Annotated in this window: 24 protein-coding genes; 22 read left to right on the top strand and 2 right to left on the bottom strand. The window is 61.9% G+C overall.

The features are described 5' to 3' along the window. The first annotated feature begins 230 nt into the window (after nucleotides 1-230). From ACJA3S_RS17165 to ACJA3S_RS17125, 9 genes are all read left to right on the top strand, one after another. Nucleotides 231-980, top strand: a complete 750-nt coding sequence (locus ACJA3S_RS17165) for an electron transfer flavoprotein subunit beta/FixA family protein (protein ID WP_406819389.1) — start codon at nucleotides 231-233, stop codon at nucleotides 978-980. Further along, a complete protein-coding gene (locus tag ACJA3S_RS17160) occupies nucleotides 981-1910 on the top strand; it encodes an electron transfer flavoprotein subunit alpha/FixB family protein (protein WP_406819388.1) in 930 nt (309 codons plus the stop codon). It abuts the gene before it with no gap. Nucleotides 1911-1985: 75 nt separating this feature from the next. Further along, nucleotides 1986-2807, top strand: coding sequence for a substrate-binding periplasmic protein (locus ACJA3S_RS17155; protein ID WP_406819387.1), 822 nt, complete (start codon nucleotides 1986-1988; stop codon nucleotides 2805-2807). Between the two features lie 9 nt (nucleotides 2808-2816). Beyond that, nucleotides 2817-3170 (top strand): DUF4398 domain-containing protein, encoded by a 354-nt coding sequence (locus ACJA3S_RS17150; protein WP_406819386.1) that lies wholly within the window; start codon nucleotides 2817-2819, stop codon nucleotides 3168-3170. Then, nucleotides 3167-3979, top strand: a complete 813-nt coding sequence (locus ACJA3S_RS17145; protein ID WP_406819385.1) for an OmpA family protein — start codon at nucleotides 3167-3169, stop codon at nucleotides 3977-3979. Before ACJA3S_RS17150 ends, ACJA3S_RS17145 begins: the two co-directional genes overlap by 4 nt. A gap of 229 nt (nucleotides 3980-4208) precedes the next feature. After that, the gene (locus tag ACJA3S_RS17140; protein ID WP_025339975.1) at nucleotides 4209-5651 is read left to right on the top strand and encodes a PLP-dependent aminotransferase family protein; all 1443 of its coding nucleotides are present in this window, start codon (nucleotides 4209-4211) and stop codon (nucleotides 5649-5651) included. A gap of 63 nt (nucleotides 5652-5714) precedes the next feature. Further along, nucleotides 5715-6191, top strand: a complete 477-nt coding sequence (locus tag ACJA3S_RS17135) for a hypothetical protein (protein WP_406819384.1) — start codon at nucleotides 5715-5717, stop codon at nucleotides 6189-6191. A gap of 130 nt (nucleotides 6192-6321) precedes the next feature. Beyond that, nucleotides 6322-6576, top strand: a complete 255-nt coding sequence (locus ACJA3S_RS17130) for a YkgJ family cysteine cluster protein (RefSeq protein WP_186688250.1) — start codon at nucleotides 6322-6324, stop codon at nucleotides 6574-6576. A gap of 32 nt (nucleotides 6577-6608) precedes the next feature. Beyond that, nucleotides 6609-7214: an START domain-containing protein gene (locus tag ACJA3S_RS17125; protein WP_406822268.1), complete on the top strand. Its 606-nt coding sequence runs from the start codon at nucleotides 6609-6611 to the stop codon at nucleotides 7212-7214. A gap of 357 nt (nucleotides 7215-7571) precedes the next feature. On the opposite strand, the gene gltA is transcribed toward ACJA3S_RS17125, so the two are convergent. After that, a complete protein-coding gene (gltA, locus tag ACJA3S_RS17120; RefSeq protein ID WP_170030856.1) occupies nucleotides 7572-8861 on the bottom strand; it encodes a citrate synthase in 1290 nt (429 codons plus the stop codon). A 352-nt stretch (nucleotides 8862-9213) separates the two neighbouring features. Between gltA and sdhC the strand changes: the two genes are divergently transcribed. The 11 genes from sdhC (at nucleotide 9214) to ACJA3S_RS17065 (ending at nucleotide 23416) form a co-directional block, all read left to right on the top strand. Further along, the gene (gene sdhC / locus ACJA3S_RS17115) at nucleotides 9214-9600 is read left to right on the top strand and encodes a succinate dehydrogenase, cytochrome b556 subunit (protein ID WP_012315350.1); all 387 of its coding nucleotides are present in this window, start codon (nucleotides 9214-9216) and stop codon (nucleotides 9598-9600) included. After that, nucleotides 9594-9962 carry a succinate dehydrogenase, hydrophobic membrane anchor protein gene (sdhD, locus tag ACJA3S_RS17110; protein WP_003254214.1) on the top strand — a complete coding sequence of 123 codons (369 nt, stop codon included), beginning with the start codon at nucleotides 9594-9596 and terminating at the stop codon, nucleotides 9960-9962. The genes sdhC and sdhD overlap by 7 nt, the downstream gene beginning before the upstream one ends. A 3-nt stretch (nucleotides 9963-9965) precedes the next feature. Continuing rightward, on the top strand, nucleotides 9966-11738 hold the full coding sequence (gene sdhA / locus ACJA3S_RS17105) for a succinate dehydrogenase flavoprotein subunit (RefSeq protein ID WP_186674795.1): 1773 nt from the start codon (nucleotides 9966-9968) through the stop codon (nucleotides 11736-11738). 11 nt (nucleotides 11739-11749) lie between these two features. Next, nucleotides 11750-12454, top strand: coding sequence for a succinate dehydrogenase iron-sulfur subunit (locus tag ACJA3S_RS17100; protein ID WP_011534752.1), 705 nt, complete (start codon nucleotides 11750-11752; stop codon nucleotides 12452-12454). Nucleotides 12455-12700: 246 nt separating this feature from the next. Continuing rightward, nucleotides 12701-15532, top strand: a complete 2832-nt coding sequence (locus ACJA3S_RS17095; RefSeq protein ID WP_186688246.1) for a 2-oxoglutarate dehydrogenase E1 component — start codon at nucleotides 12701-12703, stop codon at nucleotides 15530-15532. A 42-nt stretch (nucleotides 15533-15574) separates the two neighbouring features. Beyond that, a complete protein-coding gene (gene odhB, locus ACJA3S_RS17090; protein WP_289135916.1) occupies nucleotides 15575-16795 on the top strand; it encodes a 2-oxoglutarate dehydrogenase complex dihydrolipoyllysine-residue succinyltransferase in 1221 nt (406 codons plus the stop codon). Between the two features lie 98 nt (nucleotides 16796-16893). After that, the gene (gene lpdA, locus ACJA3S_RS17085; RefSeq protein ID WP_170030850.1) at nucleotides 16894-18330 is read left to right on the top strand and encodes a dihydrolipoyl dehydrogenase; all 1437 of its coding nucleotides are present in this window, start codon (nucleotides 16894-16896) and stop codon (nucleotides 18328-18330) included. A 172-nt stretch (nucleotides 18331-18502) separates the two neighbouring features. Continuing rightward, nucleotides 18503-19669, top strand: coding sequence for an ADP-forming succinate--CoA ligase subunit beta (gene sucC, locus ACJA3S_RS17080; protein WP_003254205.1), 1167 nt, complete (start codon nucleotides 18503-18505; stop codon nucleotides 19667-19669). After that, the gene (gene sucD, locus ACJA3S_RS17075; protein ID WP_004376004.1) at nucleotides 19669-20553 is read left to right on the top strand and encodes a succinate--CoA ligase subunit alpha; all 885 of its coding nucleotides are present in this window, start codon (nucleotides 19669-19671) and stop codon (nucleotides 20551-20553) included. Before sucC ends, sucD begins: the two co-directional genes overlap by 1 nt. Before the next feature lie 484 nt (nucleotides 20554-21037). Next, nucleotides 21038-22351 (top strand): branched-chain amino acid transport system II carrier protein, encoded by a 1314-nt coding sequence (gene brnQ, locus ACJA3S_RS17070; protein ID WP_200627655.1) that lies wholly within the window; start codon nucleotides 21038-21040, stop codon nucleotides 22349-22351. Between the two features lie 309 nt (nucleotides 22352-22660). Continuing rightward, a complete protein-coding gene (locus ACJA3S_RS17065) occupies nucleotides 22661-23416 on the top strand; it encodes a DUF599 domain-containing protein (RefSeq protein WP_406819382.1) in 756 nt (251 codons plus the stop codon). Between the two features lie 67 nt (nucleotides 23417-23483). Here ACJA3S_RS17065 and ACJA3S_RS17060 read toward each other — a convergent pair whose 3' ends face one another. After that, nucleotides 23484-23768, bottom strand: coding sequence for a hypothetical protein (locus tag ACJA3S_RS17060; protein WP_086978461.1), 285 nt, complete (start codon nucleotides 23766-23768; stop codon nucleotides 23484-23486). A 154-nt stretch (nucleotides 23769-23922) separates the two neighbouring features. Between ACJA3S_RS17060 and ACJA3S_RS17055 the strand changes: the two genes are divergently transcribed. Further along, nucleotides 23923-24399, top strand: a complete 477-nt coding sequence (locus tag ACJA3S_RS17055) for a PaaI family thioesterase (protein WP_170030844.1) — start codon at nucleotides 23923-23925, stop codon at nucleotides 24397-24399. Beyond that, nucleotides 24396-24878 (top strand): PaaI family thioesterase, encoded by a 483-nt coding sequence (locus ACJA3S_RS17050; RefSeq protein WP_170030842.1) that lies wholly within the window; start codon nucleotides 24396-24398, stop codon nucleotides 24876-24878. Before ACJA3S_RS17055 ends, ACJA3S_RS17050 begins: the two co-directional genes overlap by 4 nt. Nucleotides 24879-24934 lie beyond the last annotated feature (56 nt).

The following is a 24934-nucleotide window of genomic DNA, read 5'->3' as shown; positions in this document are numbered from 1 at the left end:
ACCAGCTGTGGAGCAGGGTTCTGCGGTCTCCGGCCGGTTTGTAGTGGAGTTTACACGCCACGACAGAAAATGACCCGTGAGTATTTGACGCAAGCGTCCGGACACGACTGTTCGGTCACTCTCAAGTTACTGCCTCCCGGTACGTTTTTAGAGGTGCCCTTGTACCCACGCGCATCGCCGGGCAATGACCCCAGGCGACTATCTATTCACCGGAGAGTAACGAGGAATCCATGAAGGTTCTTGTAGCTGTCAAACGAGTGGTCGACTACAACGTCAAGGTTCGCGTCAAGGCGGACAACTCCGGCGTCGACCTTGCTAACGTCAAGATGTCCATGAACCCCTTCTGCGAAATCGCCGTGGAAGAAGCCGTGCGCCTGAAGGAAAAGGGCGTTGCCAGCGAGATCGTCGTGGTCTCCGTTGGCCCGGCCACCGCCCAGGAGCAGCTGCGTACCGCCCTGGCCCTGGGGGCCGACCGTGCCATCCTGGTCGAAGCCGCCGACGAACTGAACTCCCTGGCCGTGGCCAAGGCACTGAAAGCCGTTGTCGACAAGGAGCAGCCGCAACTGGTCATCCTTGGCAAGCAGGCCATCGACAGTGACAACAACCAGACCGGCCAGATGCTGGCGGCGTTGACCGGCTTTGCCCAGGGCACCTTCGCCTCCAAGGTGGAAGTGGCTGGCGACAAGCTGAACGTCACCCGTGAAATCGACGGCGGCCTGCAGAGCGTGGCCCTGAACCTGCCGGCCATCGTCACGACCGACCTGCGCCTGAACGAGCCACGTTACGCGTCGCTGCCGAACATCATGAAGGCCAAGAAAAAGCCGCTGGAAACCGTTACTCCAGATGCGCTGGGCGTTTCCCTCGCCTCCACCAACAAGACCCTGAAGGTTGAAGCCCCGGCTGCCCGCAGCGCTGGTATCAAGGTCAAATCGGTGGCCGAACTGGTCGAGAAGCTGAAGAACGAAGCGAAGGTAATCTAAATGACTATCCTGGTTGTCGCTGAATACGAGAACGGTGCCGTAGCCCCGGCCACCCTGAACACTGTTGCTGCTGCCGCCAAGATCGGTGGTGATGTGCATGTGCTGGTCGCTGGCCACAACGTCGGTGGCGTTGCCGAGTCTGCTGCGAAGATCGCTGGCGTGGCCAAGGTGCTGGTTGCCGACAATGCAGCCTATGCACACGCCCTGCCGGAAAACGTCGCGCCGCTGATCGTCGAACTGGCCAAAGGCTACAGCCACGTGCTGGCCCCGGCCACCACCAACGGCAAGAACATTCTGCCGCGCGTTGCCGCGCTGCTGGACGTGGACCAGATCTCCGAGATCATCTCGGTCGAGTCCGCCGACACCTTCAAGCGCCCGATCTATGCCGGTAACGCCATTGCCACCGTGCAGTCGAGCGCCGCCATCAAGGTCATCACCGTGCGTACCACCGGCTTCGACGCCGTGGCGGGCGAGGGTGGTTCGGCTGCCGTCGAAGCGGTTGGCGCCGTGCACAACGCCGGCATCTCGGCCTTCGTCGGCGAAGAGCTGGCCAAGTCCGACCGCCCGGAACTGACCGCTGCCAAGATCGTCGTTTCCGGTGGTCGTGGCATGGGCAACGGTGACAACTTCAAGCACCTGTACAGCCTGGCCGACAAGCTCGGCGCTGCCGTCGGTGCTTCGCGCGCCGCGGTCGACGCGGGCTTCGTGCCCAACGACATGCAGGTCGGCCAGACCGGCAAGATCGTTGCGCCGCAGCTGTACATCGCCGTCGGTATCTCCGGCGCGATCCAGCACCTGGCCGGCATGAAAGACTCCAAGGTGATCGTGGCGATCAACAAGGACGAAGAGGCACCGATCTTCCAGGTTGCCGACTACGGCCTGGTCGCCGACCTGTTCGAAGCGGTTCCGGAGCTGGAAAAGCTGGTCTGATCCGCCTGCTTCACTTATAAAGAACCCGGCCCTCGTTTCGAGGGTCGGGTTTTTTTATGGGTTGAGGAGTGAGGGATGACGTTGCGCGGAACGGGCAGGGTGCTGGCATGCATGGCAGCGTTGCTGGCGCCGCTGGCCATGGCGGCCGGCAAGTGTGAACGCCTGGTGGCCACTGGCAGCCCCGATGCGCCGCCCTATTCATGGCAAGACCCGAACGACCCGAAACACCTGGTCGGCGCCAACGTCGACCTGCTGCGCCAGGTGGCCGAGGAGCTGGGGCTGAAGCTGGAGGTGCTCAACGCCGGCCGTCGTGACCAGGCGCTGGAAGAGGTGCGCAGCGGGCGCATGGACCTGTTGCTCGACGCCCCGATGCAGGTGGAGCAATTGACCGCGCTCGACTACCTCCACCCACCCCTGCAGCTCAACGAATACCTGGTGTGGACCCGTCACGATGCCGAACTGGTGTTCGATGGCCCGGCGGACCTGGTCAGGTACCAGGGCAGTGTGTCCGAGCATGCACGGCTGACGCCGGCCTTCAGCGCTTTCGTCAAGGCGCAGCTGAAGCTGGTGCCGGCGCAGAACCTGACCCAGGCATTCCAGAAGCTGGTGCTTGGCCAGGTCGACTATGTGCTCGCGGGCCGCTATGCGGGCATGGCGATGGTGCAGAGCCTGGGCATGAGCAACCAGCTGATTGCCCGCGGCCTGCCGGTGGACCGGCCAGGGCTGTACCTGGCCGTGTCGCATAATTCCGCCTGCAATGACAGCTGGTTGCGTGGGCAATTGGCAAAAAAACTGACAGAATTGCCGATCTCCGGTGCGTCCGAGACCGTGCTGCAGCGTAATGTCGAGCGCTGGAAAGCACAGCTGCAGGTGCCCTCGGACGCCCCCAAACACTAGGAAGATTGCGTGAGAACCCAACCACTAATCCTTGCCCTGGCCGTGCTCGGCCTGGCTGGCTGCGCCAACGATCCGGCTCCTGTCGAGCAGATGCGTATTTCCGAGCAGGCGCTGGAGCAGGCCAAGGCCGTCGGTGCCACCGAGCAGGTCGAAGCGCTCAAGCTGGCCGAAGACAAGCTGGCCCGGGCCAAGATCAACATGCTCACCGAAGACTACCGCGATGCGCGCATGCGCGCCGAGCAGGCCGAGCTGGATGCGCGCCTGGCCGAAGCCCAGGTGCTGAACCAGAAGAGTGAAGAGCAGCTGCAGCTGCTGCAGTCGCGGGTCAAGCGCCTGCGCAAGCAGCTGGAGGTGCAGCCATGATCCGCCGTGCCCCATTGGCCGCGCTGGCAGTGCTGGCGCTGGCGGCAGGTTTGCAAGGTTGCGCCAGCCAGCGCAGCAGTGCCGCACTGGATGATGCCAGCGCTGCCTTCCAGCAGGTCAAGGACAACTCCGATGTGCTGCGCAGCGCCCCGCGTGACGTGATCCGCGCAGGCGAGTCGCTGGCCCGCGCCGAGCGCCTGTCCAGCTACATCGGCACCGGTGCCGATGTGCGCCATTACGCCTACCTCAGCCAGCGCTACAGCGAGATTGCCAGCGAGCATGCCAAGCTGGCGCTGAACCAGGAGCGCCAGGCCAAGCTCGACCTGGAACGCCAGCGCCTGCAGCTGGCCTTGCGCGAGGCCAAGCTGGCCAGTGTGCAGCAGCAGGGCAAGTGGATCGAATCGCAGATTGCCGCGCTGGCCTCGGAGCAGACCGATCGCGGCCTGGTGATGACCTTGGGTGACGTGCTGTTCGACACCGGCCGTGCCGACCTGAAGAACTCGGCCAGCCGCACCGTGCTCAAGCTGGTGCAGTTCCTGCAACTCAACCCGCGCCGGGTGGTACGGATCGAAGGCTATACCGACAGCACCGGCACGGCCGAGGACAACCTGAAGCTGTCGCGTGACCGGGCGCAGGCCGTGGCTGACATGCTGGTCGACCTGGGCATTGACGAGAAGCGCCTGCAGGTCGAGGGCTATGGTGACCAGTACCCGATCGAGGCCAATGCCTCGGAGCGGGGCAGGGCGCAGAACCGCCGGGTGGAGATCGTGTTCTCCGATGACAAAGGCAGGCTCGCACCGGCGCGCTGAGCCCGGTCAACGCGACCGCTTTGCAGCCACGCTGGCTTGCTGGCGATGGCTGCAAGGCAGCCCGGCATTTCGTCGATGCCCCCGGATTTCAATGTTTATCACTGTCACGCAACTGTATTGTTGACTATCTTGCGATCTGTCCCCGTACACTTTGCAACTGTTACGGTATTCTCTACCCTCAGTGAGTGACACAAGAACAACGAGTCCGTCCGCGCGTCGAGAGCCAGCCATGACCAACCTGCTGCTGTACCAGCGTATCGCCCAGCAACTGGCCGATGACATCCGTCGCGGTGTCTACCAGCCAGGCGAGCGCGTACCTTCCGTGCGCAAGATGAGCGCCCAGCTCAACGTCAGCCATGCCACGGTGCTGCAGGCCTATGCCAACCTCGAAGACCAGGGCTTGATCCGTGCGCGGCCGCAGTCCGGTTACTACGTGCACCAGACTCCGGCGCTGACCGCGCAGACGCCGGACATCGCCCGCGTGGAGCGGCCCGGCCTGGTGACCCGCGCCAGCATCATCCAGCAAGTGCTGACCGAGGCGCGCCGCGACGGGGTGTTCCCGTTCGGTGCCGCCGTGCCGCATGTCGATTACCTGCCGGTCCGTGCCTTGCACCAGCAAATTGCCAAGGTGACGCGCTTTCACAGCCCGCGTGCCTTCAGCTACATGTTCAGCCCTGGTTTCGAACCGCTGCGCCGGCAGATCGCCATCCGCATGCGCGATGCCGGCGTGCTGGTCGACCCACGTGAAGTGATCGTGACCCATGGTTGCGTCGATGCGTTGCAGATGTCGTTGCGTGTGCTGACCCGCCCTGGCGACCTGATCGCCGCCGAGTCGCCCACCTATTACGGCCTGCTGCAACTGGCTGACCTGTTGGGCCTGAAGGTGATCGAGATTCCCAGTGACCCGTCCACCGGCATCAGTCTCGAGGCGTTGCAGCTGGCGGCCAACCAGTGGTCGATCAAGGCGCTGGTGCTGACGGCGCGGTTGAGCAACCCACTGGGCGGCACCGTGCCGGAAGAGCGGCAGAAGCAGTTGCTGCGCCTGGCATCGGATTTCGATATCCAGATCGTCGAGGACGACATTTACGGCGAATTGATGTTCGAGCAGGGCAAGACCAAGGCGTTGAAGGCGTTCGACCGGCTGGACCGGGTGATCTACTGTTCGAGCTTTTCCAAGACTCTGTCCCCGGGGGTGCGCGTTGGCTGGATGATAGCCGGGCGCTACCAGGATGAAATCCAGCGCCTGCAAACCTTTACCACCCACTCGGCCTGCAGCGTGACGCAGATGGGGGTGGCGGCCTACCTGGAGAATGGCGGTTACGACCGGCACCTGCGTTACATTCGCCAGGAGTACCGCAAGAACCTCAGTGCCTACCAGCTGGCGGTGCAGCAACATTTCCCCGAGGGCACCCAGATGACTCGGCCGACGGGCGGGTTTATCCTGTGGGTGAGCTTGCCGGGGCGGGTCAACACCCAGGAACTGCATGTGCGCGCGCTGGAGCAGGGTATCAGCATTGCGCCGGGGCTGATCTTCAGTAACACCGAACAGTTCAACCACTGTATCCGCCTTAATTGCGGCATCCCGTGGAACAAGGAAGCCGAGCGCGCGGTGATTACCCTTGGGCTGTTGGCCCAGCAGTTGTGCCGTGAGCCGGCGGCTGCGCTTTTGTAGGCTTGCCAGGCGCCTGCGGAACAGAGAGCATACGCACTTTTCCTGCCAGTCTGTCCATTTGCCATGAATGCTTTGCGCCGTTTTGCCTTGATCTTGTGCCTTGCTCCGCTTTGCTACCTTGGCACAGGCCAGGCTGCCCAGCCGGCAAGCCAGGCGCAGGCGGCCCAAGGCAAACCGGCGCCCAAGGCACAGGCCAGGCCCGTGCACAAAGCAGCGGCAAAGAAGGCTGCCAACAGCAAGGCCAGGCCAGCCCGCAAGCCGGTGAGCCAGGCCGTTGCCAAGCCACTGCCCAAGGCCAGGCTCGACCTCAGCCTGCCGGCCGATATGGTCGACAAGCTGCAGCCGGAAGTTGGTAGCCCTTCACCGATCCAGCGGCGCCAGCCCTTGCTGCCGCCACTGTTCACGGAAAAGCCAGAGGCCGACGACAGCCCGTTCCAGCTCAATGGCCGGCTGATCAACAACGAGATGCAGCTGCAGCTGCGCAATGACAGCCGTCGCGACGTGGAAGGGGCTGCCATTGATTTCGAGTACCGTCAGTAGCGGCCAAACTGACTGCTGGGTCATGACAGATTTCATCATGCCAGCAATTTCAAACGCCTGTTTGAGCGGTTACTATCCAGGGACGTTCGTCCCGTTTTGTTCCAGGGAGTCCTGATTTTGGTGAACAGCCATGAAATGCCGTGAGGGTTGTGGTGCCTGCTGCATTGCCCCGTCCATCAGCTCTGCGATGCCGCGCATGCCGAATGGCAAGGCGGCCGGCGAGCGCTGCCTGCACCTGACCGTCGACAACCTCTGTGACCTGTTCGGCAAGCCCGAGCGGCCCGCAGTGTGTGGCGGTTTCCAGGCGGATGTCGAGGTGTGCGGCAGTGACCGTGACGAGGCGATCAGGATTCTTGGCTGGTGGGAGCAGATGACGGCGGCGTGAAGGCTGGATCTTCGACAACAAGGATAAACATGATGAGATCGTTCAAGCGTATTGCACTGCTGTGTGGCCTGGGTGTTGTGCTGTCCCCTGCGGCCTGGGCCGAGAACTGGCAGGTGGCCAAGGACGAGGAGGGAATCAAGGTATCGCTCAGTGAAGTGGCCGGTTCCAAGTACAAGGCGTACCAGGGCGTTACCCTGATCAAGGCGCCGCTGGCGAAGGTGCAGGCGCTGCAGGAGGATGTGGTCGGCGCCTGCGCGTGGATCCATGAATGCAAGACGCAGAAGGTGCTCAAGCAGGAGGGTGGCCAGGTCTGGACCTATACCCAGTTCAATACGCCATGGCCGGTAACGCCGCGCGATTCGGTGCTGCAGGTGACCACGGTCAAGGAGGCTGACGGCAGCCTGACCCGCAAGCTGGTCGGGGTACCGGACTATGTCAAGGAAGAGAAGGGCTTCGTGCGGGTGGCCAAGGTCGAAGGGTTCTGGAAGCTGGTGCCCAAGGGCGACAGCACGGAAGTGACTTATCAGGTGCACACCGAGCCGGGTGGTAGCGTGCCGGCGATGGTGGCCAACAAGTTCGTGGTCGATGCACCGTTCAATACCCTGAAAGGGTTGCGCGAGCGGGCCGAAAAAAACTGAGGGGCTGCCCTGGGAGGGCTGCTTCTTGTAGGAGCGGCCTTGTGTCGCGAAAGGGGCGCGGAGCGGCCCTGGGATCTTAGGCTCTGTACCAAAAAGCCTTGATACTTGTTCATGCTGCGTTGAAAACAGCCTCGGAATGCTCATGTACTCCAGTACACTCCGCTTCCTCGGCTGTTTTCGCCTTGCCTGACCTGCGTCTCAAGACTTTTCATACAGAGCCTAGGCTTACCGCAATATTGCCGGGGCTGCTTCGCAGCCCTTTCGCGACACAAGGCCGCTTCTACAAAGCCGCGTCGCGTCGAGCGGAAATAAAAAAGGCTGCCCGAGGGCAGCCTTCTTGCGTTCGGCTGGCGAAGCTTACTTGCGGTCCTGCAGCGCAACGATGTCGCGCTTCTGCTCGCCGGTGTACAGCTGGCGCGGGCGGCCGATCTTGTACGGGCTGGAGAGCATTTCTTTCCAGTGCGAGATCCAGCCCACGGTACGTGCCAGGGCGAAGATCACGGTAAACATGCTGGTCGGAATGCCGATCGCCTTGAGGATGATCCCCGAGTAGAAGTCGACGTTCGGGTACAGCGAGCGCTCGATGAAGTACGGATCGGTCAGGGCGATCTCTTCCAGGCGCATGGCCAGTTCCAGCTGCGGGTCGTTGTTGATGCCCAGCTCGCGCAGGACTTCGTCGCAGGTCTGTTTCATCACGGTGGCGCGCGGGTCGCGGTTCTTGTACACGCGGTGACCGAAGCCCATGAGCTTGAACGGGTCGTTCTTGTCCTTGGCCTTGGCGATGAACTTGTCGATGTTCGAGACATCGCCGATTTCATCGAGCATGGTCAGTACCGCTTCGTTGGCACCGCCGTGCGCCGGGCCCCACAGTGCGGCGATGCCGGCGGCGATACAGGCGAACGGGTTGGCACCCGACGAACCGGCCAGGCGCACGGTGGAGGTGGAGGCGTTCTGCTCGTGGTCGGCGTGGAGGATGAAGATCCGGTCCATCGCCTTGGCCAGCACCGGGCTGATCGGTTTGATCTCGCACGGGGTGTTGAACATCATGTGCAGGAAGTTTTCCGCGTACGACAGGTCGTTGCGCGGGTACATCATCGGCTGGCCCATGGAGTACTTGTAAACCATCGCGGCCAGGGTCGGCATCTTGGCGACCAGGCGTACCGCGGAAATCTCGCGGTGCTGCGGGTTATTGATGTCCAGGGAGTCGTGATAGAACGCCGACAGGGCACCGACCACGCCGCACATTACCGCCATCGGGTGGGCGTCGCGGCGGAAGCCGTTGAAGAACGACTTCAACTGCTCGTGAACCATGGTGTGGTTCTTCACGGTGCTGACGAACTGGGCCTTCTGCTCGGCATTCGGCAGTTCGCCGTTGAGCAGCAGGTAGCAGGTTTCGAGGTAGTCGGATTTTTCGGCAAGCTGCTCGATCGGGTAGCCGCGGTGCAGCAGGATGCCTTTGTCGCCGTCAATGTAGGTGATCTTCGACTCGCACGAGGCAGTCGCCATGAAACCAGGGTCGAAGGTGAAGTGACCAGTGGCCCCCAACCCGCGGACGTCGATTACATCAGGACCAACGGTGCCGGTTAAAATGGGCAGCTCGACGGGGGCAGCGCCCTCGATGACCAACTGCGCTTTTTTGTCAGCCATGTGGCCTCCTATTAATGCTTGAAATCATCAGACAGACCCCCCACGCAGGGCCCGCACCACTATAGAGGGATAAATTCATATGTCAATTTGCCTAAAGGCTTGTTGAAACAGGCATTGAGGCCTGGTTTTTCACGAAATTCTCGCCCATTTACGCCTTTTGTCCGTTAAAGGCAATGCGCTATTTGGGCTACCCCGTCACGTTGTCATAAGCAGCCTAACTGTCTATACTCGCAACCCGACCGCCAGGGGCTTGCAAGCCCGAACTGCTGGGGGTCGCCGTTCCCTGGGTGGTGGGTACCTGACCAGTACACTTACCAACAACTTTGCCCTGATTCGCTAGGGGCTCTTCAGTGTGAAAAAAGCCGTGAAAAGCCAACGACCTGTAAACCTAGACCTAAGGACCATCAAGCTCCCCGTCACTGCGTACACGTCCATCCTGCACCGTATCTCCGGCGTCATCCTGTTCCTCGGCCTTGCCATCATGCTTTATGCACTGGGCAAGTCGCTGGGTTCCGAGGAAGGCTTCGGTGAGGTGAAGGCGTGTCTGACCAGCCCGCTGGCCAAGTTCGTGACCTGGGGCCTGCTGTCCGCCCTGCTTTATCACCTCGTGGCAGGTGTACGTCACCTGATCATGGACATGGGTATCGGTGAGACGCTGGAAGGCGGCAAGCTGGGCTCGAAAATCGTGATCGTCATCTCCGTGGTGCTGATCGTTCTGGTGGGAGTTTGGGTATGGTAACCAATGTCACGAACCTGTCGCGTTCGGGTCTCTATGACTGGATGGCGCAGCGCGTCTCTGCGGTCGTTCTCGCGGCTTACTTCCTGTTCCTGATCGGCTACGTGGTTGCCCACCCAGGCATCGACTACACCCAGTGGCATGGTCTGTTCTCCAACAACGCGATGCGGATCTTCAGTCTGCTGGCCCTCGTTGCCCTGGGCGCTCACGCCTGGGTCGGCATGTGGACCATCGCCACCGACTACCTGACGCCAATGTCGTTCGGCAAGTCGGCAACTGCGATTCGTTTCCTGTTCCAGGCGGTATGCGGCGTTGCGATGTTCGCTTACTTCGTCTGGGGTGTGCAGATTCTCTGGGGTATCTGATCCATGGCTAGCATTCCAACCATTTCTTTCGACGCCATCATCATCGGTGGCGGCGGCGCCGGCATGCGCGCTGCGCTGCAGCTGGCTCAAGGCGGCCACAAGACTGCCGTGGTCACCAAGGTCTTCCCGACCCGTTCGCACACTGTATCCGCCCAGGGTGGCATCACCTGCGCCATCGCTTCGGCCGACCCGAACGACGACTGGCGCTGGCACATGTACGATACCGTCAAGGGTTCCGACTACATCGGTGACCAGGACGCTATCGAATACATGTGTCAGGAAGGCCCGGCTGCGGTCTTCGAGCTGGACCACATGGGTCTGCCGTTCTCGCGTACCGAAACCGGCCGTATCTACCAGCGTCCGTTCGGTGGCCAGTCCAAGGACTTCGGTAAAGGTGGCCAGGCCGCCCGTACCTGTGCCGCTTCCGACCGTACCGGTCACGCGCTGCTGCACACCCTGTACCAGGGCAACCTGAAAGCCGGCACCACCTTCCTCAATGAGTACTACGCCGTAGACCTGGTGAAGAACCAGGACGGCGCGTTCGTGGGTGTGATCGCGATCTGCATCGAAACCGGCGAAACCCTGTACATCAAGTCCAAGGCCACCGTACTGGCCACTGGCGGTGCCGGCCGTATCTACGCCTCCACCACCAACGCCCTGATCAACACCGGTGACGGCGTGGGCATGGCCCTGCGTGCTGGTGTGCCGGTGCAGGACATCGAAATGTGGCAGTTCCACCCGACCGGCATCGCCGGCGCCGGTGTACTGGTCACCGAAGGTTGCCGCGGTGAGGGTGGCTACCTGATCAACGCCCACGGCGAGCGCTTCATGGAGCGTTACGCGCCGAACGCCAAAGACCTGGCCGGCCGCGACGTGGTCGCCCGTTCGATGGTCAAGGAAATCATCGCCGGCAATGGCGTGGGCCCGAACAAGGACCACGTGCTGCTGAAGCTGGACCACCTGGGCGAGGAAGTGCTGCACAGCCGCCTGCCAGGCATCTGCGAACTGTCCAAGACCTTCGCCCACGTCGACCCGGTGGTCGCGCCAGTACCGGTCATCCCGACCTGCCACTACATGATGGGCGGCGTTGCCACCAACATCCACGGCCAGGCCATCACCATGGACGCCGAAGGCAACGACCAGATCATCCCTGGCCTGTTCGCCGTAGGTGAAGTGGCGTGCGTATCGGTGCACGGTGCCAACCGCCTGGGCGGCAACTCGCTGCTCGACCTGGTGGTGTTCGGCCGTGCTGCCGGCCTGCACCTGGAGAAGGCGCTGACCGAAGGCGTGGAATACCGCGACGCCAGCGACACCGACGTCGATGTTGCCCTGAACCGCCTGAACAAGCTGAACGAGCGCACCACCGGTGAAGACGTTGCCAGCCTGAAGCGCGAGCTGCAGAGCTGCATGCAGAACTACTTCGGTGTATTCCGTACCGGCGAATACATGCAGAAGGGTATCGAGCAGCTGGCCGGTCTGCGTGACCGTATCGCCAACGTCAAGATCAACGACAAGTCCAAGGCCTTCAACACCGCGCGTATCGAGGCACTGGAACTGCAGAACCTGCTGGAAGTCGCCGAAGCTACCGCCATCGCGGCCGAAGCCCGTAAAGAGTCCCGCGGCGCTCACGCCCGTGAAGACTACGAAGACCGTGACGACGAAAACTGGCTGTGCCACACCCTGTACTACCCGGGTGAGAAGCGCGTCGCCAAGCGTGGCGTCAACTTTGCGCCGAAGACTGTTCCAGCCTTCGAACCAAAAGTCCGGACTTACTAAGGGTGGCCGCTATGTTGCAAGTCGAAGTTTATCGTTACAACCCGGACACCGATTCCGCGCCGAAAATGCAGACCTTCCAGGTCGACACCGGCGGCAAGGACCTGATGGTGCTGGACGTACTGGCACTGATCAAGGAGCAGGACGAAGGGTTCTCCTACCGTCGCTCGTGCCGTGAAGGCGTTTGCGGTTCCGATGGCATGAACATCAACGGCAAGAACGGCCTGGCCTGCATCACCCCGCTGTCGGCGGTAGTGAAGGGCAACAAGCTGATCCTGCGCCCGCTGCCGGGCCTGCCGGTCATTCGTGACCTGGTCGTCGACATGAGCATCTTCTACAAGCAGTACGAGAAGGTGAAGCCGTTCCTGCAGAACGACACGCCGGCGCCGGCTATCGAGCGCCTGCAGTCGCCGGAAGACCGCGACAAGCTGGACGGCCTGTACGAGTGCATCCTGTGCGCGTGCTGCTCGACTTCCTGCCCGTCGTTCTGGTGGAACCCGGACAAGTTCCTGGGCCCCGCTGCACTGCTGCAGGCCTATCGCTTCCTGGCCGACAGCCGCGACACCAAGACCCAGGAGCGCCTGGCGTCCCTGGATGACCCGTTCAGCGTATTCCGCTGCCGCGGGATCATGAACTGCGTCAACGTTTGCCCGAAAGGTCTGAACCCGACCAAGGCAATCGGTCACGTACGTAACATGCTGCTGCAAAGCGGCACCTGATACAAAGCGTTGTACCTGCAGTAAGCCGAGGTGCGGGTGGTGAGCCCGCACCGAGGTAAAACCCGAACAAGGGCCCACAAAGCCTGCGTTCATTACCTATGAAGATATGAGACCAGCAGGGGCTTTCCGGGCTGGTACCCGGAAAATCAGCAGGATCCTAGTGGCGTGGTTCAGTCGCTGTATTCGGACTTTTCCAGGTTTGCTGTGGCTCTCGCCGATCAGTCCCCTAACCGAGGGTGACCAAGCATGCAAGAAAGCGTGATGCAGCGCATGTGGGAAAGCGCCCACCTTTCAGGTGGTAACGCTGCATATGTGGAAGAGCTCTATGAGCTCTACCTGCACGACCCTAACGCTGTGCCAGAAGAGTGGCGCACCTACTTCCAGAAGTTGCCCGCCGACGGCAGCACCGCTACCGATGTATCGCACTCGACAATCCGCGACCATTTCGTACTGCTGGCAAAGAACCAGCGCCGCGCCCAGCCGGTATCTGCCGGGAGCGTGAGCAGTGAACACGAGAAGAAGCAGGTTGAAGTTCTGCGACTGATCCAGGCCTATCGTATGCGCGGCCATCAGGCTGCCAAGCTCGACCCGTTGGGGTTGTGGCAGCGTCCTGCGCCTGTAGACCTGTCGATCAATCACTACGGCTTGACCAATGCCGATCTTGATACGACCTTCCGTGCCGGCGACCTGTTCATCGGCAAAGAGGAGGCGAGCCTACGCGAGATCTTCGAGGCGCTCCAGAAGACATATTGTCGCACCATTGGCGCCGAGTTCACCCACATCGTCGACTCCGAACAGCGCAGCTGGTTCCAGCAGCGCCTGGAAAGCGTGCGCGGCCGTCCGGAGTTTTCCGCCGACGTGCAGGCCCACCTGCTGGAGCGTGTGACCGCTGGTGAAGGCCTTGAGAAATACCTGGGCACCAAGTACCCGGGCACCAAGCGTTTCGGCCTCGAAGGCGGCGAAAGCCTGATCCCGATGCTGGACGAGATGATCCAGCGTTCCGGCTCCTACGGCACCAAGGAAGTCGTGATCGGCATGGCCCACCGTGGCCGCCTGAACGTCCTGGTGAACACCTTCGGCAAGAACCCGCGCGAGCTGTTCGACGAGTTCGAAGGCAAGAAGATGAACGAGCTGGGCTCCGGTGACGTGAAGTATCACCAGGGCTTCTCCTCGAACGTGATGACCCCGGGTGGCGAAGTGCACCTGGCCATGGCGTTCAACCCGTCCCACCTGGAAATCGTCTCGCCCGTGGTCGAGGGTTCGGTGCGCGCCCGTCAGGACCGCCGCAACGACACCGTTGGCGACAAGGTACTGCCGATCTCGATCCACGGCGATGCCGCATTCGCTGGCCAGGGCGTGGTCATGGAAACCTTCCAGATGTCGCAGACCCGCGGTTTCAAGACCGGCGGCACCGTGCACATCGTGATCAACAACCAGGTCGGTTTCACCATCAGCAACCCGCTGGACGCGCGCTCCACCGAGTACGCCACCGACGTGGCCAAGATGATCCAGGCGCCGATCCTGCACGTCAACGGCGACGACCCGGAAGCCGTGCTGTTCGTGACCCAGCTGGCCATCGACTACCGCATGCAGTTCAAGCGTGACGTGGTCATCGACCTGGTCTGCTACCGCCGTCGCGGCCACAACGAGGCCGACGAGCCGAACGGCACCCAGCCGCTGATGTACCAGCAGATCAGCAAGCAGCGCACCACCCGTGAGCTGTACGCCGACGCACTGATTCAGGCTGGCCGCATCGATGCCGAACGTGCCCAGGCCAAGGTCGACGAGTACCGCAGCGCACTGGACAACGGCCTGCACGTGGTCAAGAGCCTGGTCAAGGAGCCGAACCGCGAGCTGTTCGTCGACTGGCGTCCGTACCTGGGCCATGCCTGGACCGCGCGTCACGACACCCGCTTCGACCTCAAGACCCTGCAGGAACTGTCGGCCAAGCTGCTGGAGATCCCGGAAGGCTTCGTCGTTCAGCGCCAGGTTGCCAAGATCTACGAAGACCGCCAGAAGATGCAGGCCGGTGGCTTGCCGATCAACTGGGGTTATGCAGAGACCATGGCTTACGCCACCCTGCAGTTCGAAGGTCACCCGATCCGCATGACCGGCCAGGACATCGGCCGTGGCACCTTCTCGCACCGTCACGCGGTGCTGCACAACCAGAAGGACGCCAGCACCTACGTACCGCTGAAGAACCTGTTCCCGGGCCAGCCGAAGTTCGAGCTGTACGACTCCTTCCTCTCGGAAGAAGCGGTACTGGCCTTCGAATACGGCTACTCGACCACCACGCCGAACGCGCTGGTGATCTGGGAAGCCCAGTTCGGCGACTTCGCCAACGGTGCGCAAGTGGTGATCGACCAGTTCATCACCAGCGGCGAGCACAAGTGGGGCCGTCTGTGCGGTCTGACCATGCTGCTGCCACACGGTTATGAAGGGCAGGGCCCGGAGCACTCCTCCGCGCGCCTGGAGCGTTACCTGCAGCTGTGCGCCGAGCACAACATCCAGGTCTGCGTACCGACCACCCCGGCGCAGATCTACCACCTGCTGCGTCGCCAGGTCATCCGTCCGCTGCGCAAGCCGCTGATCGTCCTGACGCCGAAGTCGCTGCTGCGCCACAAGCTGGCCGTGTCGACCCTCGAGGACCTGGCAGAAGGTTCGTTCCAGACCGTGATCCCGGAAATCGACAGCCTCGATCCGGCCAAGGTCGAACGCCTGATCCTGTGCGGCGGCAAGGTTTACTACGACCTGCTGGAAAAACGCCGTGCCGAAGGCCGCGAAGACATCGCCATCGTGCGTATCGAGCAGCTGTACCCGTTCCCGGAGGACGACCTGGTCGAAATCCTGGCGCCTTACACCAACCTCAAGCATGCGGTCTGGTGTCAGGAAGAGCCGATGAACCAGGGCGCCTGGTACAGCAGCCAGCACCACATGCGCCGTATCCTGGGCCGCCACAACAAGGCACTGGTCCTGGAATACGCCGGCCGCGACGCTTCTGCCGCGCCAGCCTGTGGTTACGCTTCGAAGCACGCCGAACAGCAGGAAAAACTGCTGCAAGACGCCTTCACTGTCTAACGCCTTCGCGCACCTGAAACCGAATTTAAGGAAACACTGATAATGGCTATCGAGATCAAAGCCCCAACCTTCCCGGAATCGGTTGCCGATGGCACCGTTGCCACCTGGCACAAGCAGCCGGGCGATGCCGTCAAGCGTGACGAGCTGATCGTCGACATCGAGACCGACAAGGTCGTCCTGGAAGTACTGGCTACCGCCGACGGCGTACTGGGCGCCATCGTCAAGGGCGAGGGCGACACCGTCCTGTCCGACGAAGTGCTGGGTTCGATCGTTGAGGGCGGTGCTGCCGCCGCTGCTCCAGCTGCCGCCCCGGCCGCTGCTGCTCCGGCTGCCGCTGCTGCCGACGCTGGCGAGGAAGACCCGGTTGCCGCCCCGGCCGCGCGCAAGCTGGCTGAAGAAAACGGCATCGACCTGGCCAGCGTCGCTGGCACTGGCAAAGGTGGTCGCATCACCAAGGAAGACGTCGTCGCTGCCGTCGCCAACAAGAAGTCGGCCCCGGCTCCGGCGGCCAAGCCGGCTGCCGCTGCCGCTGCTGCCCCGGTTGTGGTTGCCGCTGGCGACCGCACCGAGAAGCGCGTGCCGATGACCCGCCTGCGTGCCAAGATCGCCGAGCGTCTGGTCGAAGCCCAGTCGAGCATGGCCATGCTGACCACCTTCAACGAAGTCGACATGACCGAAGTCATGGCCCTGCGTTCGAAGTACAAGGACCTGTTCGAGAAGACCCACAACGGCGTGCGCCTGGGCTTCATGTCGTTCTTCGTCAAGGCCGCCACCGAAGCCCTGAAGCGCTTCCCGGCGGTCAACGCCTCGATCGATGGCAACGACATCGTCTACCATGGCTACGCCGACGTCGGTGTTGCCGTGTCCAGCGACCGTGGCCTGGTGGTACCGGTACTGCGTAACGCCGAGTCGATGAGCCTGGCGGAAATCGAGAACGGCATCGCCACCTTCGGCAAGAAGGCCCGTGACGGCAAGCTGGCCATCGAAGAGATGACCGGCGGCACCTTCACCATCACCAACGGTGGTACCTTCGGTTCGATGATGTCGACCCCGATCGTCAACCCGCCGCAGGCTGCCATCCTCGGCATGCACAACATCATCCAGCGCCCGATGGCCATCAACGGCCAGGTCGTGATTCGCCCGATGATGTACCTGGCGCTGTCGTACGATCACCGCCTGATCGACGGCAAGGAAGCGGTAACCTTCCTGGTCACCATCAAGAACCTGCTGGAAGACCCGTCTCGCCTGCTGCTGGACATCTAATCGCGCAGCTGCAAGCGGCAAGCGGCATGCTTCGCTTCGAAGCCTGCCGGCCTTGCGGCTTGCAGCTTGTCGCTTGAAGCTGAAAAAAGGAATCTTTTATGACCCAGAAATTCGACGTAGTGGTGATTGGTGCAGGTCCTGGCGGCTATGTGGCTGCCATCAAGGCCGCACAACTTGGTCTGAAGACTGCCTGTATCGAAAAATACACCGACGCCGAGGGCAAGCTGGCCTTGGGCGGCACCTGCCTGAACGTGGGTTGCATTCCTTCCAAGGCGCTGCTGGACAGCTCCTGGAAGTACAAGGAAGCCAAAGAGAGCTTCAACGTCCACGGTATCTCCACTGGCGAAGTGAAGATGGACGTCGCCGCGATGGTTGGCCGCAAGGCTGGCATCGTCAAGAACCTGACCGGTGGCGTTGCCACCCTGTTCAAGGCCAACGGCGTGACCTCGATCCAGGGCCACGGCAAGCTGCTGGCTGGCAAGAAGGTCGAAGTCACCAAGGCTGACGGCACCACCGAAATCATCGAAGCCGAGAACGTGATCCTGGCTTCCGGCTCGCGCCCGATCGACATTCCGCCGGCTCCGGTCGACCAGAACGTCATCGTCGACTCCACCGGCGCCCTGGAATTCCAGGCCGTGCCGAAGCGCCTGGGCGTTATCGGTGCTGGCGTGATCGGCCTCGAGCTGGGCTCGGTATGGGCTCGCCTGGGTGCTGAAGTCACCGTGCTGGAAGCGCTGGACACCTTCCTGATGGCTGCCGACACCGCCGTGTCGAAGGAAGCCCAGAAGACCCTGACCAAGCAAGGCCTGGACATCAAGCTGGGCGCGCGCGTCACCGGCTCGAAAGTCAACGGCAACGAAGTCGAAGTGACCTACACCGACGCCAACGGCGAGCAGAAGATCACCTTCGACAAGCTGATCGTCGCGGTCGGCCGTCGCCCGGTGACCACTGACCTGCTGGCTGCCGACAGCGGCGTGACCATCGACGAGCGTGGCTACATCTTCGTCGACGACTACTGCGCCACCAGCGTGCCGGGCGTCTACGCCATCGGCGACGTGGTGCGCGGCATGATGCTGGCCCACAAGGCCTCGGAAGAGGGCATCATGGTGGTCGAGCGCATCAAGGGCCACAAGGCCCAGATGAACTACGACCTGATCCCGTCGGTCATCTACACCCACCCGGAAATCGCGTGGGTCGGCAAGACCGAACAGGCCTTGAAGGCCGAGGGCGTTGAGGTTAACGTGGGCACCTTCCCGTTCGCGGCCAGCGGCCGTGCGATGGCTGCCAACGACACCGGTGGTTTCGTCAAGGTCATCGCCGATGCCAAGACCGACCGCGTCCTGGGTGTACACGTGATTGGCCCATCGGCTGCCGAACTGGTGCAGCAGGGCGCAATCGCAATGGAATTCGGCACCAGTGCCGAGGACCTGGGCATGATGGTCTTCAGCCATCCGACCCTGTCCGAAGCGTTGCATGAAGCAGCGCTGGCTGTGAATGGCGGCGCCATTCACGTGGCCAACCGTAAGAAGCGTTAATTATAAGAAACCACGGCGGGCTGCCCGTCGTGAGTCTTGCGTGCATGACTCACCGCGGAAAGTCCGCCGGACCGGATCACACGGGAAAACCCGGGGTCAACGGTCACAGGTGGTGCGGCGCCAGTAATGGCGCAGCGCCGAAGCGCAGTACCTAACGAAGACGGTAAAAAGCATGAATCTTCACGAGTATCAGGGTAAGCAGCTGTTCGCTGAATACGGCCTGCCAGTTTCCAAGGGTTTCGCTGTCGATACCCCTGAGCAAGCTGCAGAAGCCTGCGACAAGATCGGCGGGAACGAGTGGGTGGTAAAAGCCCAGGTTCACGCAGGTGGTCGCGGCAAGGCGGGCGGCGTCAAGCTGGTTCGCAGCAAAGAAGACGCCAAGGCGTTCGCTGCACAGTGGTTGGGCAAGAATCTGGTTACCTACCAGACCGATGCCAACGGTCAACCCGTCTCCAAGATTCTGGTCGAATCCTGCACTGACATCGCCAAAGAGCTGTACCTGGGCGCTGTAGTCGATCGTTCGAGCCGCCGTATCGTGTTCATGGCTTCCACCGAAGGTGGCGTGGACATCGAGAAAGTCGCTCACGAAACCCCTGAAAAGATCCTCAAGGCCACTATCGATCCGCTGGTCGGCGCACAGCCGTTCCAAGGCCGTGAACTGGCGTTCCAGCTGGGTCTGGAAGGCAAGCAAGTTCAACAGTTCGCCAAGATCTTCGTAGGCCTGGCCAAGCTGTTCAAGGATCACGACCTGGCGCTGCTGGAAGTGAACCCGCTGGTGATCAAGGCCGACGGCGACCTGCACTGCCTCGATGCCAAGATCAACATCGACGCCAACGCCATGTACCGTCAGCCGAAGCTGAAAACCTTCCACGACCCGTCGCAGGACGACGCCCGTGAAGCCCACGCTGCCAAGTTCGAACTGAACTACGTTGCCCTCGAAGGCAACATCGGCTGCATGGTCAACGGTGCCGGCCTGGCCATGGGTACCATGGACATCGTCAACCTGCACGGCGGCAAGCCGGCCAACTTCCTCGACGTTGGCGGTGGTGCTACCAAGGAGCGCGTTACCGAAGCGTTCAAGATCATTCTGTCCGACAGCAATGTCGCGGCCGTTCTGGTCAACATCTTCGGCGGCATCGTTCGCTGCGACATGATTGCCGAAGGCATCATCGGTGCAGTGAAAGAAGTCGGCGTCAAGGTTCCGGTTGTCGTTCGCCTCGAAGGCAACAACGCCGAACTGGGCGCTAAAGTACTGGCAGAAAGCGGTTTGAACATCATTGCGGCAACCAGCCTGACCGACGCTGCTCAACAAGTTGTCAAAGCTGCGGAGGGCAAGTAATGAGCGTCCTGATCAATAAAGACACCAAGGTTATCTGCCAGGGCTTCACCGGCTCGCAGGGTACTTTCCACTCCGAACAGGCCATCGCCTACGGCACCAAGATGGTCGGCGGCGTAACCCCAGGCAAGGGTGGCACCACCCACCTGGGCCTGCCGGTGTTCAACACCGTGAAGGAAGCCGTGGAAGCCACCGGCGCTGACGCTTCGGTCATCTACGTTCCGGCTCCTTTCTGCAAGGACTCGATCCTGGAAGCGGCCTTTGGCGGCATCAAGCTGATCGTCTGCATCACCGAAGGCATTCCTACCCTGGACATGCTGGATGCCAAGGTCAAGTGCGACGAGCTGGGCGTGACCCTGATCGGCCCTAACTGCCCAGGTGTCATCACCCCGGGCGAGTGCAAGATCGGCATCATGCCAGGCCACATCCACCTGCCAGGCAAGGTCGGTATCGTTTCGCGTTCCGGCACCCTGACCTACGAAGCGGTCAAGCAGACCACCGACGCCGGCTTCGGCCAGTCGACCTGCGTCGGTATCGGTGGCGACCCGATCCCGGGCTCCAACTTCATCGACATCCTGAAGCTGTTCCAGGAAGACCCGAAGACCGAAGCGATCGTCATGATCGGCGAGATCGGCGGTTCGGCTGAAGAAGAAGCTGCGGCCTACATCAAGGCCAACGTCACCAAGCCTGTGGTTTCCTACATCGCTGGTGTTACCGCTCCGGCGGGCAAGCGCATGGGCCACGCTGGCGCCATCATCTCCGGTGGCAAGGGCACTGCGGACGAGAAGTTCGCCGCCCTGCAGGACGCTGGTGTGAAGACCGTGCGTTCCCTGGCTGACATCGGCAAGGCCCTGGCCGAGCTGACTGGCTGGGAAGTCAAGAAGTAATACCGCTACACCCCCCACGCGCACAGAGGCCACCTTCGGGTGGCCTTTGTCGTTTCCGGGGGTTGGGTATTCCTGTACCCGCCTCTTCGCGGGCTTGCCCGCTCCCACAGGCGATCACCACAGGCTCGGAATGTGGAGATCGCCTGTGGGAGCGGGCAAGCCCGCGAAGAGGCCGACACAGGCAATATTGATTTTTCGATGGGTTTGATAGGAATTTTCAGGCAGACGAATTTCCCGATATCGGGATAATCCTGACCGTCCGCGGTTGCACAGACGACAAACACATACGCACATCGGACAAGCAGCACTGTGCCAGTGCGTTTAAGTGACAAAACAGTTACCCTACGCGCTCACTCTGTGCCCGTCCCCCAAAAGGGAACGACACGCTAAACGGGTCTGGCTTATCAAGCCGGGCAGCATTTCCCCCAACCCATGGGGAAATCCCTTCTCGAATCCCGATTTCAGCAGTGTGGTACTACCTTAAATGAAAGTTTTAAAAGGCCAGGACATCCTGGCGCTTGGCTTTATGACGTTTGCGCTTTTCGTGGGCGCGGGCAATATCATCTTCCCGCCTATCGTCGGCCTGCAGTCTGGCCCGCACGTGTGGATGGCCGCCCTGGGCTTCCTGGTGACCGCCGTGGGCCTGCCGGTCATCACCGTGGTCGCCCTGGCCAAGGTCGGTGGCGGCATGGATGCCTTGAGCAGCCCGATCGGCAAGTTCTTCGGTGGCCTGCTGGCAGCCGTGTGCTACCTGTCGGTCGGCCCGCTGTTCGCTACCCCGCGCACCGCGACCGTGTCGTTCGAAGTGGGGGTGGCACCGCTGACCGGCGAAAGCCCGCTGGCACTGTTCATCTACAGCCTGGTGTACTTCCTCGTGGTGCTGGCGGTGTCCATGTACCCGGGCAGGTTGCTCGACACCGTCGGCCGCTTCCTCGCGCCGCTGAAGATCATCGCCCTGGCGGTGCTCGGCATCGCCGCCTTCGCGCTGCCTGCGGGCACCATGGGTGAAGCGCAGCCAGCCTATGCCGCCGCGGCCTTCTCCAAGGGCTTCTCCGATGGTTACCTGACCATGGACACCCTGGGTGCCCTGGTATTCGGTATCGTCATCGTCAACGCCATCCGCTCGCGCGGTGTCGAGTCGCCGAAGCTGATCACCCGTTATGCCATCATCGCTGGCCTGATCGCCGGTGTCGGCCTGGCCCTGGTCTATGTCAGCCTGTTCCGCCTGGGTGCCGGCAGCCACGAAATCGCGGCGGGCGCCACCAACGGCGCGGCGGTGCTGCATGCCTATGTGCAGCACACCTTCGGCTCGCTGGGCAGCGGCTTCCTCGCCGTGCTGATCGCGCTGGCCTGCCTGGTGACTGCGGTTGGCCTGACCTGCGCCTGTGCCGAGTACTTCAGCCAGATCCTGCCGCTGTCGTACCGCGCCCTGGTGGTGATCCTGGCGGGCTTCTCGCTGCTGATTTCCAACCTCGGCCTGACCAAGCTGATCATGTTCTCGATCCCGGTGCTCACCGCCATCTACCCGCCGTGCATCGTGGTGGTCGGCTTGAGCTTCGTGAAGGACCTGTGGAACTCGCCAACCCGCATCCTGGCACCGGTGATGCTGGTGTCGCTGCTGTTCGGCATGGTCGATGCGATCAAGGGCAGCAGCATTGCCCACGTACTGCCGGACTTCATGGCCCATCTGCCGCTGAGCGACCAGGGCCTGGCCTGGCTGGTGCCTTCGGTGGTGACGCTGGTTGGCGCCGTAGCCTGCGACCGCATGCTCGGCAAGCCGCGCGAAGCGCTGGCCTGATAGTCGAAGCCTGAGAGCGGCACCGGCCACAAGCCGAAGGGTGCTTGCCAAGGGTGGAAACTCAAGAGCCCCGTATCCGAGAGGATGCGGGGCTTTTGTTTGCCTGTACTGGCCTCTTCGCGGGCGCGCCCGCTCCCACAGGAAAGCGCAAGCCTCAGAATTGGCGGTGTACCTGTGGGAGCGGGCGTGCCCGCGAAGAGGCCGGGATGAGCGGTGCAAATATCAGGATGGATGTGTGCCTTTTGCCGCTTGCCAGCGTCGAAATCCGGTCCCTATCCTTCAGGTATCTGGCCCTCCCGGGAACTCTGCATGAACTTCATCCAAAGCAATCTCAACAACCTGCTGGCCATCGCCTGGTTCGCCCTGTGCTGGGGCGGCTACACCCGCTATGCCATCTGGAAGGGCCGCGACACCGCGTGCCTGGCCAGCGTGTTGCACCTGTACCGTGAAGACTGGATGCGCCGCATGCTGCTGCGTGACAACCGCATCGCCGATGCCAGCGTGATCGGCAATCTTGAGCGCAACGCCTCGTTCTTCGCCTCCAGCACCTTGATCATCCTTGCCGGTATCCTCACCGTGCTCGGCGCTTCCGACCGGGCGCTGTCGCTGCTGGCCGATCTGCCACTGGTGCAGCAGACCTCCCAGGGCATGTCGGAGATCAAGCTGCTGTGCCTGGCCATGGTGTTCGTCTATGCCTTCTTCACCTTCAGCTGGTGCATGCGTCAATACAACTTTGCCGCAGTACTGGTAGGTTCGGCGCCGATGATAGGCGAACGCCTGGTCAATGAACTGGAACGCAAGGCATTTGCCCTGCGGGCGGCGCGAGTGCTGTCATTGGCTGCCAACCAGTTCAACTTCGGCCTGCGTTCCTATTACTTCGGCATGGCCATGTTGAGCTGGTTCATCAGCCCTTGGCTATTCATGGCCATGAGCGTCGGCGTAGTGCTGATTCTGTACCGCCGCGAGTTTCATTCGGATGTACTGGAAGTGATGGTATTCACGCCTACTGAAAGTCTGCCCGCCGAGCCGGCCAAGGAACAACATTCGCTGCCGAGCAGCAACTGAAACGGTTTACCTGCTGATTTCAGGCACAAAAAAACCCGACCAGGTCGGGTTTTTTCGTTCCAGCCGATTACTGCTTGGCAGGTTCGGCCGGGGTGGCTGGCGCGGCTTCCGGAGCCGGAGTAGCCGGAGCGGCTTCTTCGGCGGCCTTCTGCTCGGCTTCGGCCTGATCTTTGGCGGCTTCGGCGTTTTCCTTGGCAGCCTCGTTCATTTTATCCTGAGCTTCGCCCGCTTTTTCCTGGGCTTGCTCGGCGTGTTGCTGTGCGTCCTGGGCTTTGTCTTCGCTCGCTTTATCGCAAGCAGCCAGGCCCATGGCAGCGGCCAGCATCAGAGCAAAAGCAAAAGGTTTACGCATGGGGGTGTTTCTCCTTGGTGGAATAAGTGACTTGTTCCTTCGAGTCCAACTACGCGGAATAAGTTCCGCGAAGATTACACATATATAACGCGCTCTTCTATATAGACTTTTTAATGAATTTATGCCGCTGCGGCAGTGCGCGGGGTAACAGCCAATGAGCGATGCAACCTTGAAGGCCATGGCCGAGCGTTTTCTCTCGGCTTTGAAACATTGTCAGTTATTGCAGATGCGTGTGGCCCAGGCCGATGCCGATGGCATGACCCTGGTCCTGCCCTGGTCGCCGGCCATCGTCGGCAACCCGCAAACCGGCGCCGTGCATGGTGGCGCCTTGACCACACTGATGGACACCACCTGTGGCATGGCCACGCTTTGTGTGCTGCCGCGTTTCGAGGTGTGCCCGACCCTGGACCTGCGCATCGACTACATGCACCCCGCCGAGGCCGGCAAGGCCATCTACGGCCACGCCCAGTGCTACCGGGTGACCCGTGACGTGATCTTCACCCGGGGCACGGCCTACCAGGATGACCCGGCACAACCGATTTGCCAGGTCGTGGGCACGTTCATGCGCCTGGGCCAGCAGATCAAGGGCGGCATTCGCTTTGGCAACAGCCTGAAGGAGGGCGGTGCATGATCCCGCACGCGGTGCGCCAGCAACTCAACGCCGCCCACGCGGTTGGCGACTATCGGCCGTTACTGGCCCTGATTCCCTATGCCAGCCTGATTGGCATCGAATGCACGCGCGACGGCGATGACCTGTTGTTCCGCCTGCCGGCCAGCCCGGACAACATCGGCAACCCGCTGCTGCCTGCCATCCACGGTGGCGTGATCGCAGGCTTCATGGAGTTGTCGGCAGCGCTGTACCTGCTGATCTACAGCGACAGCGCGAGCATCCCCAAGATCATCGATTTTTCCATCGACTACCTGCGGGCGGGGCATTTTCGCGATACCTACGCCCAGTGCCAGCTGTGGCGCCAGGGCCGGCGCGTGACCAATGTGGCCATTACCGCCTGGCAGGGCGACCGGCAGTCGCCGATTGCCACCGCCCGCGCGCATTTCAAGATCGAACCGGAAAAGCCCTTGAAATCATCCGCGCAGCCCCCATCTGCATGACATCCGCCGCTAACGCAGGCCGCACCGGCCGCCGGCGTCAACTGCCATCAGATCGG

It is taken from the genome of Pseudomonas sp. KnCO4, assembly GCF_045344305.1.
GTDB lineage: Bacteria > Pseudomonadota > Gammaproteobacteria > Pseudomonadales > Pseudomonadaceae > Aquipseudomonas > Aquipseudomonas anuradhapurensis.
This window is presented reverse-complemented; position numbering and strand designations above follow the sequence as displayed.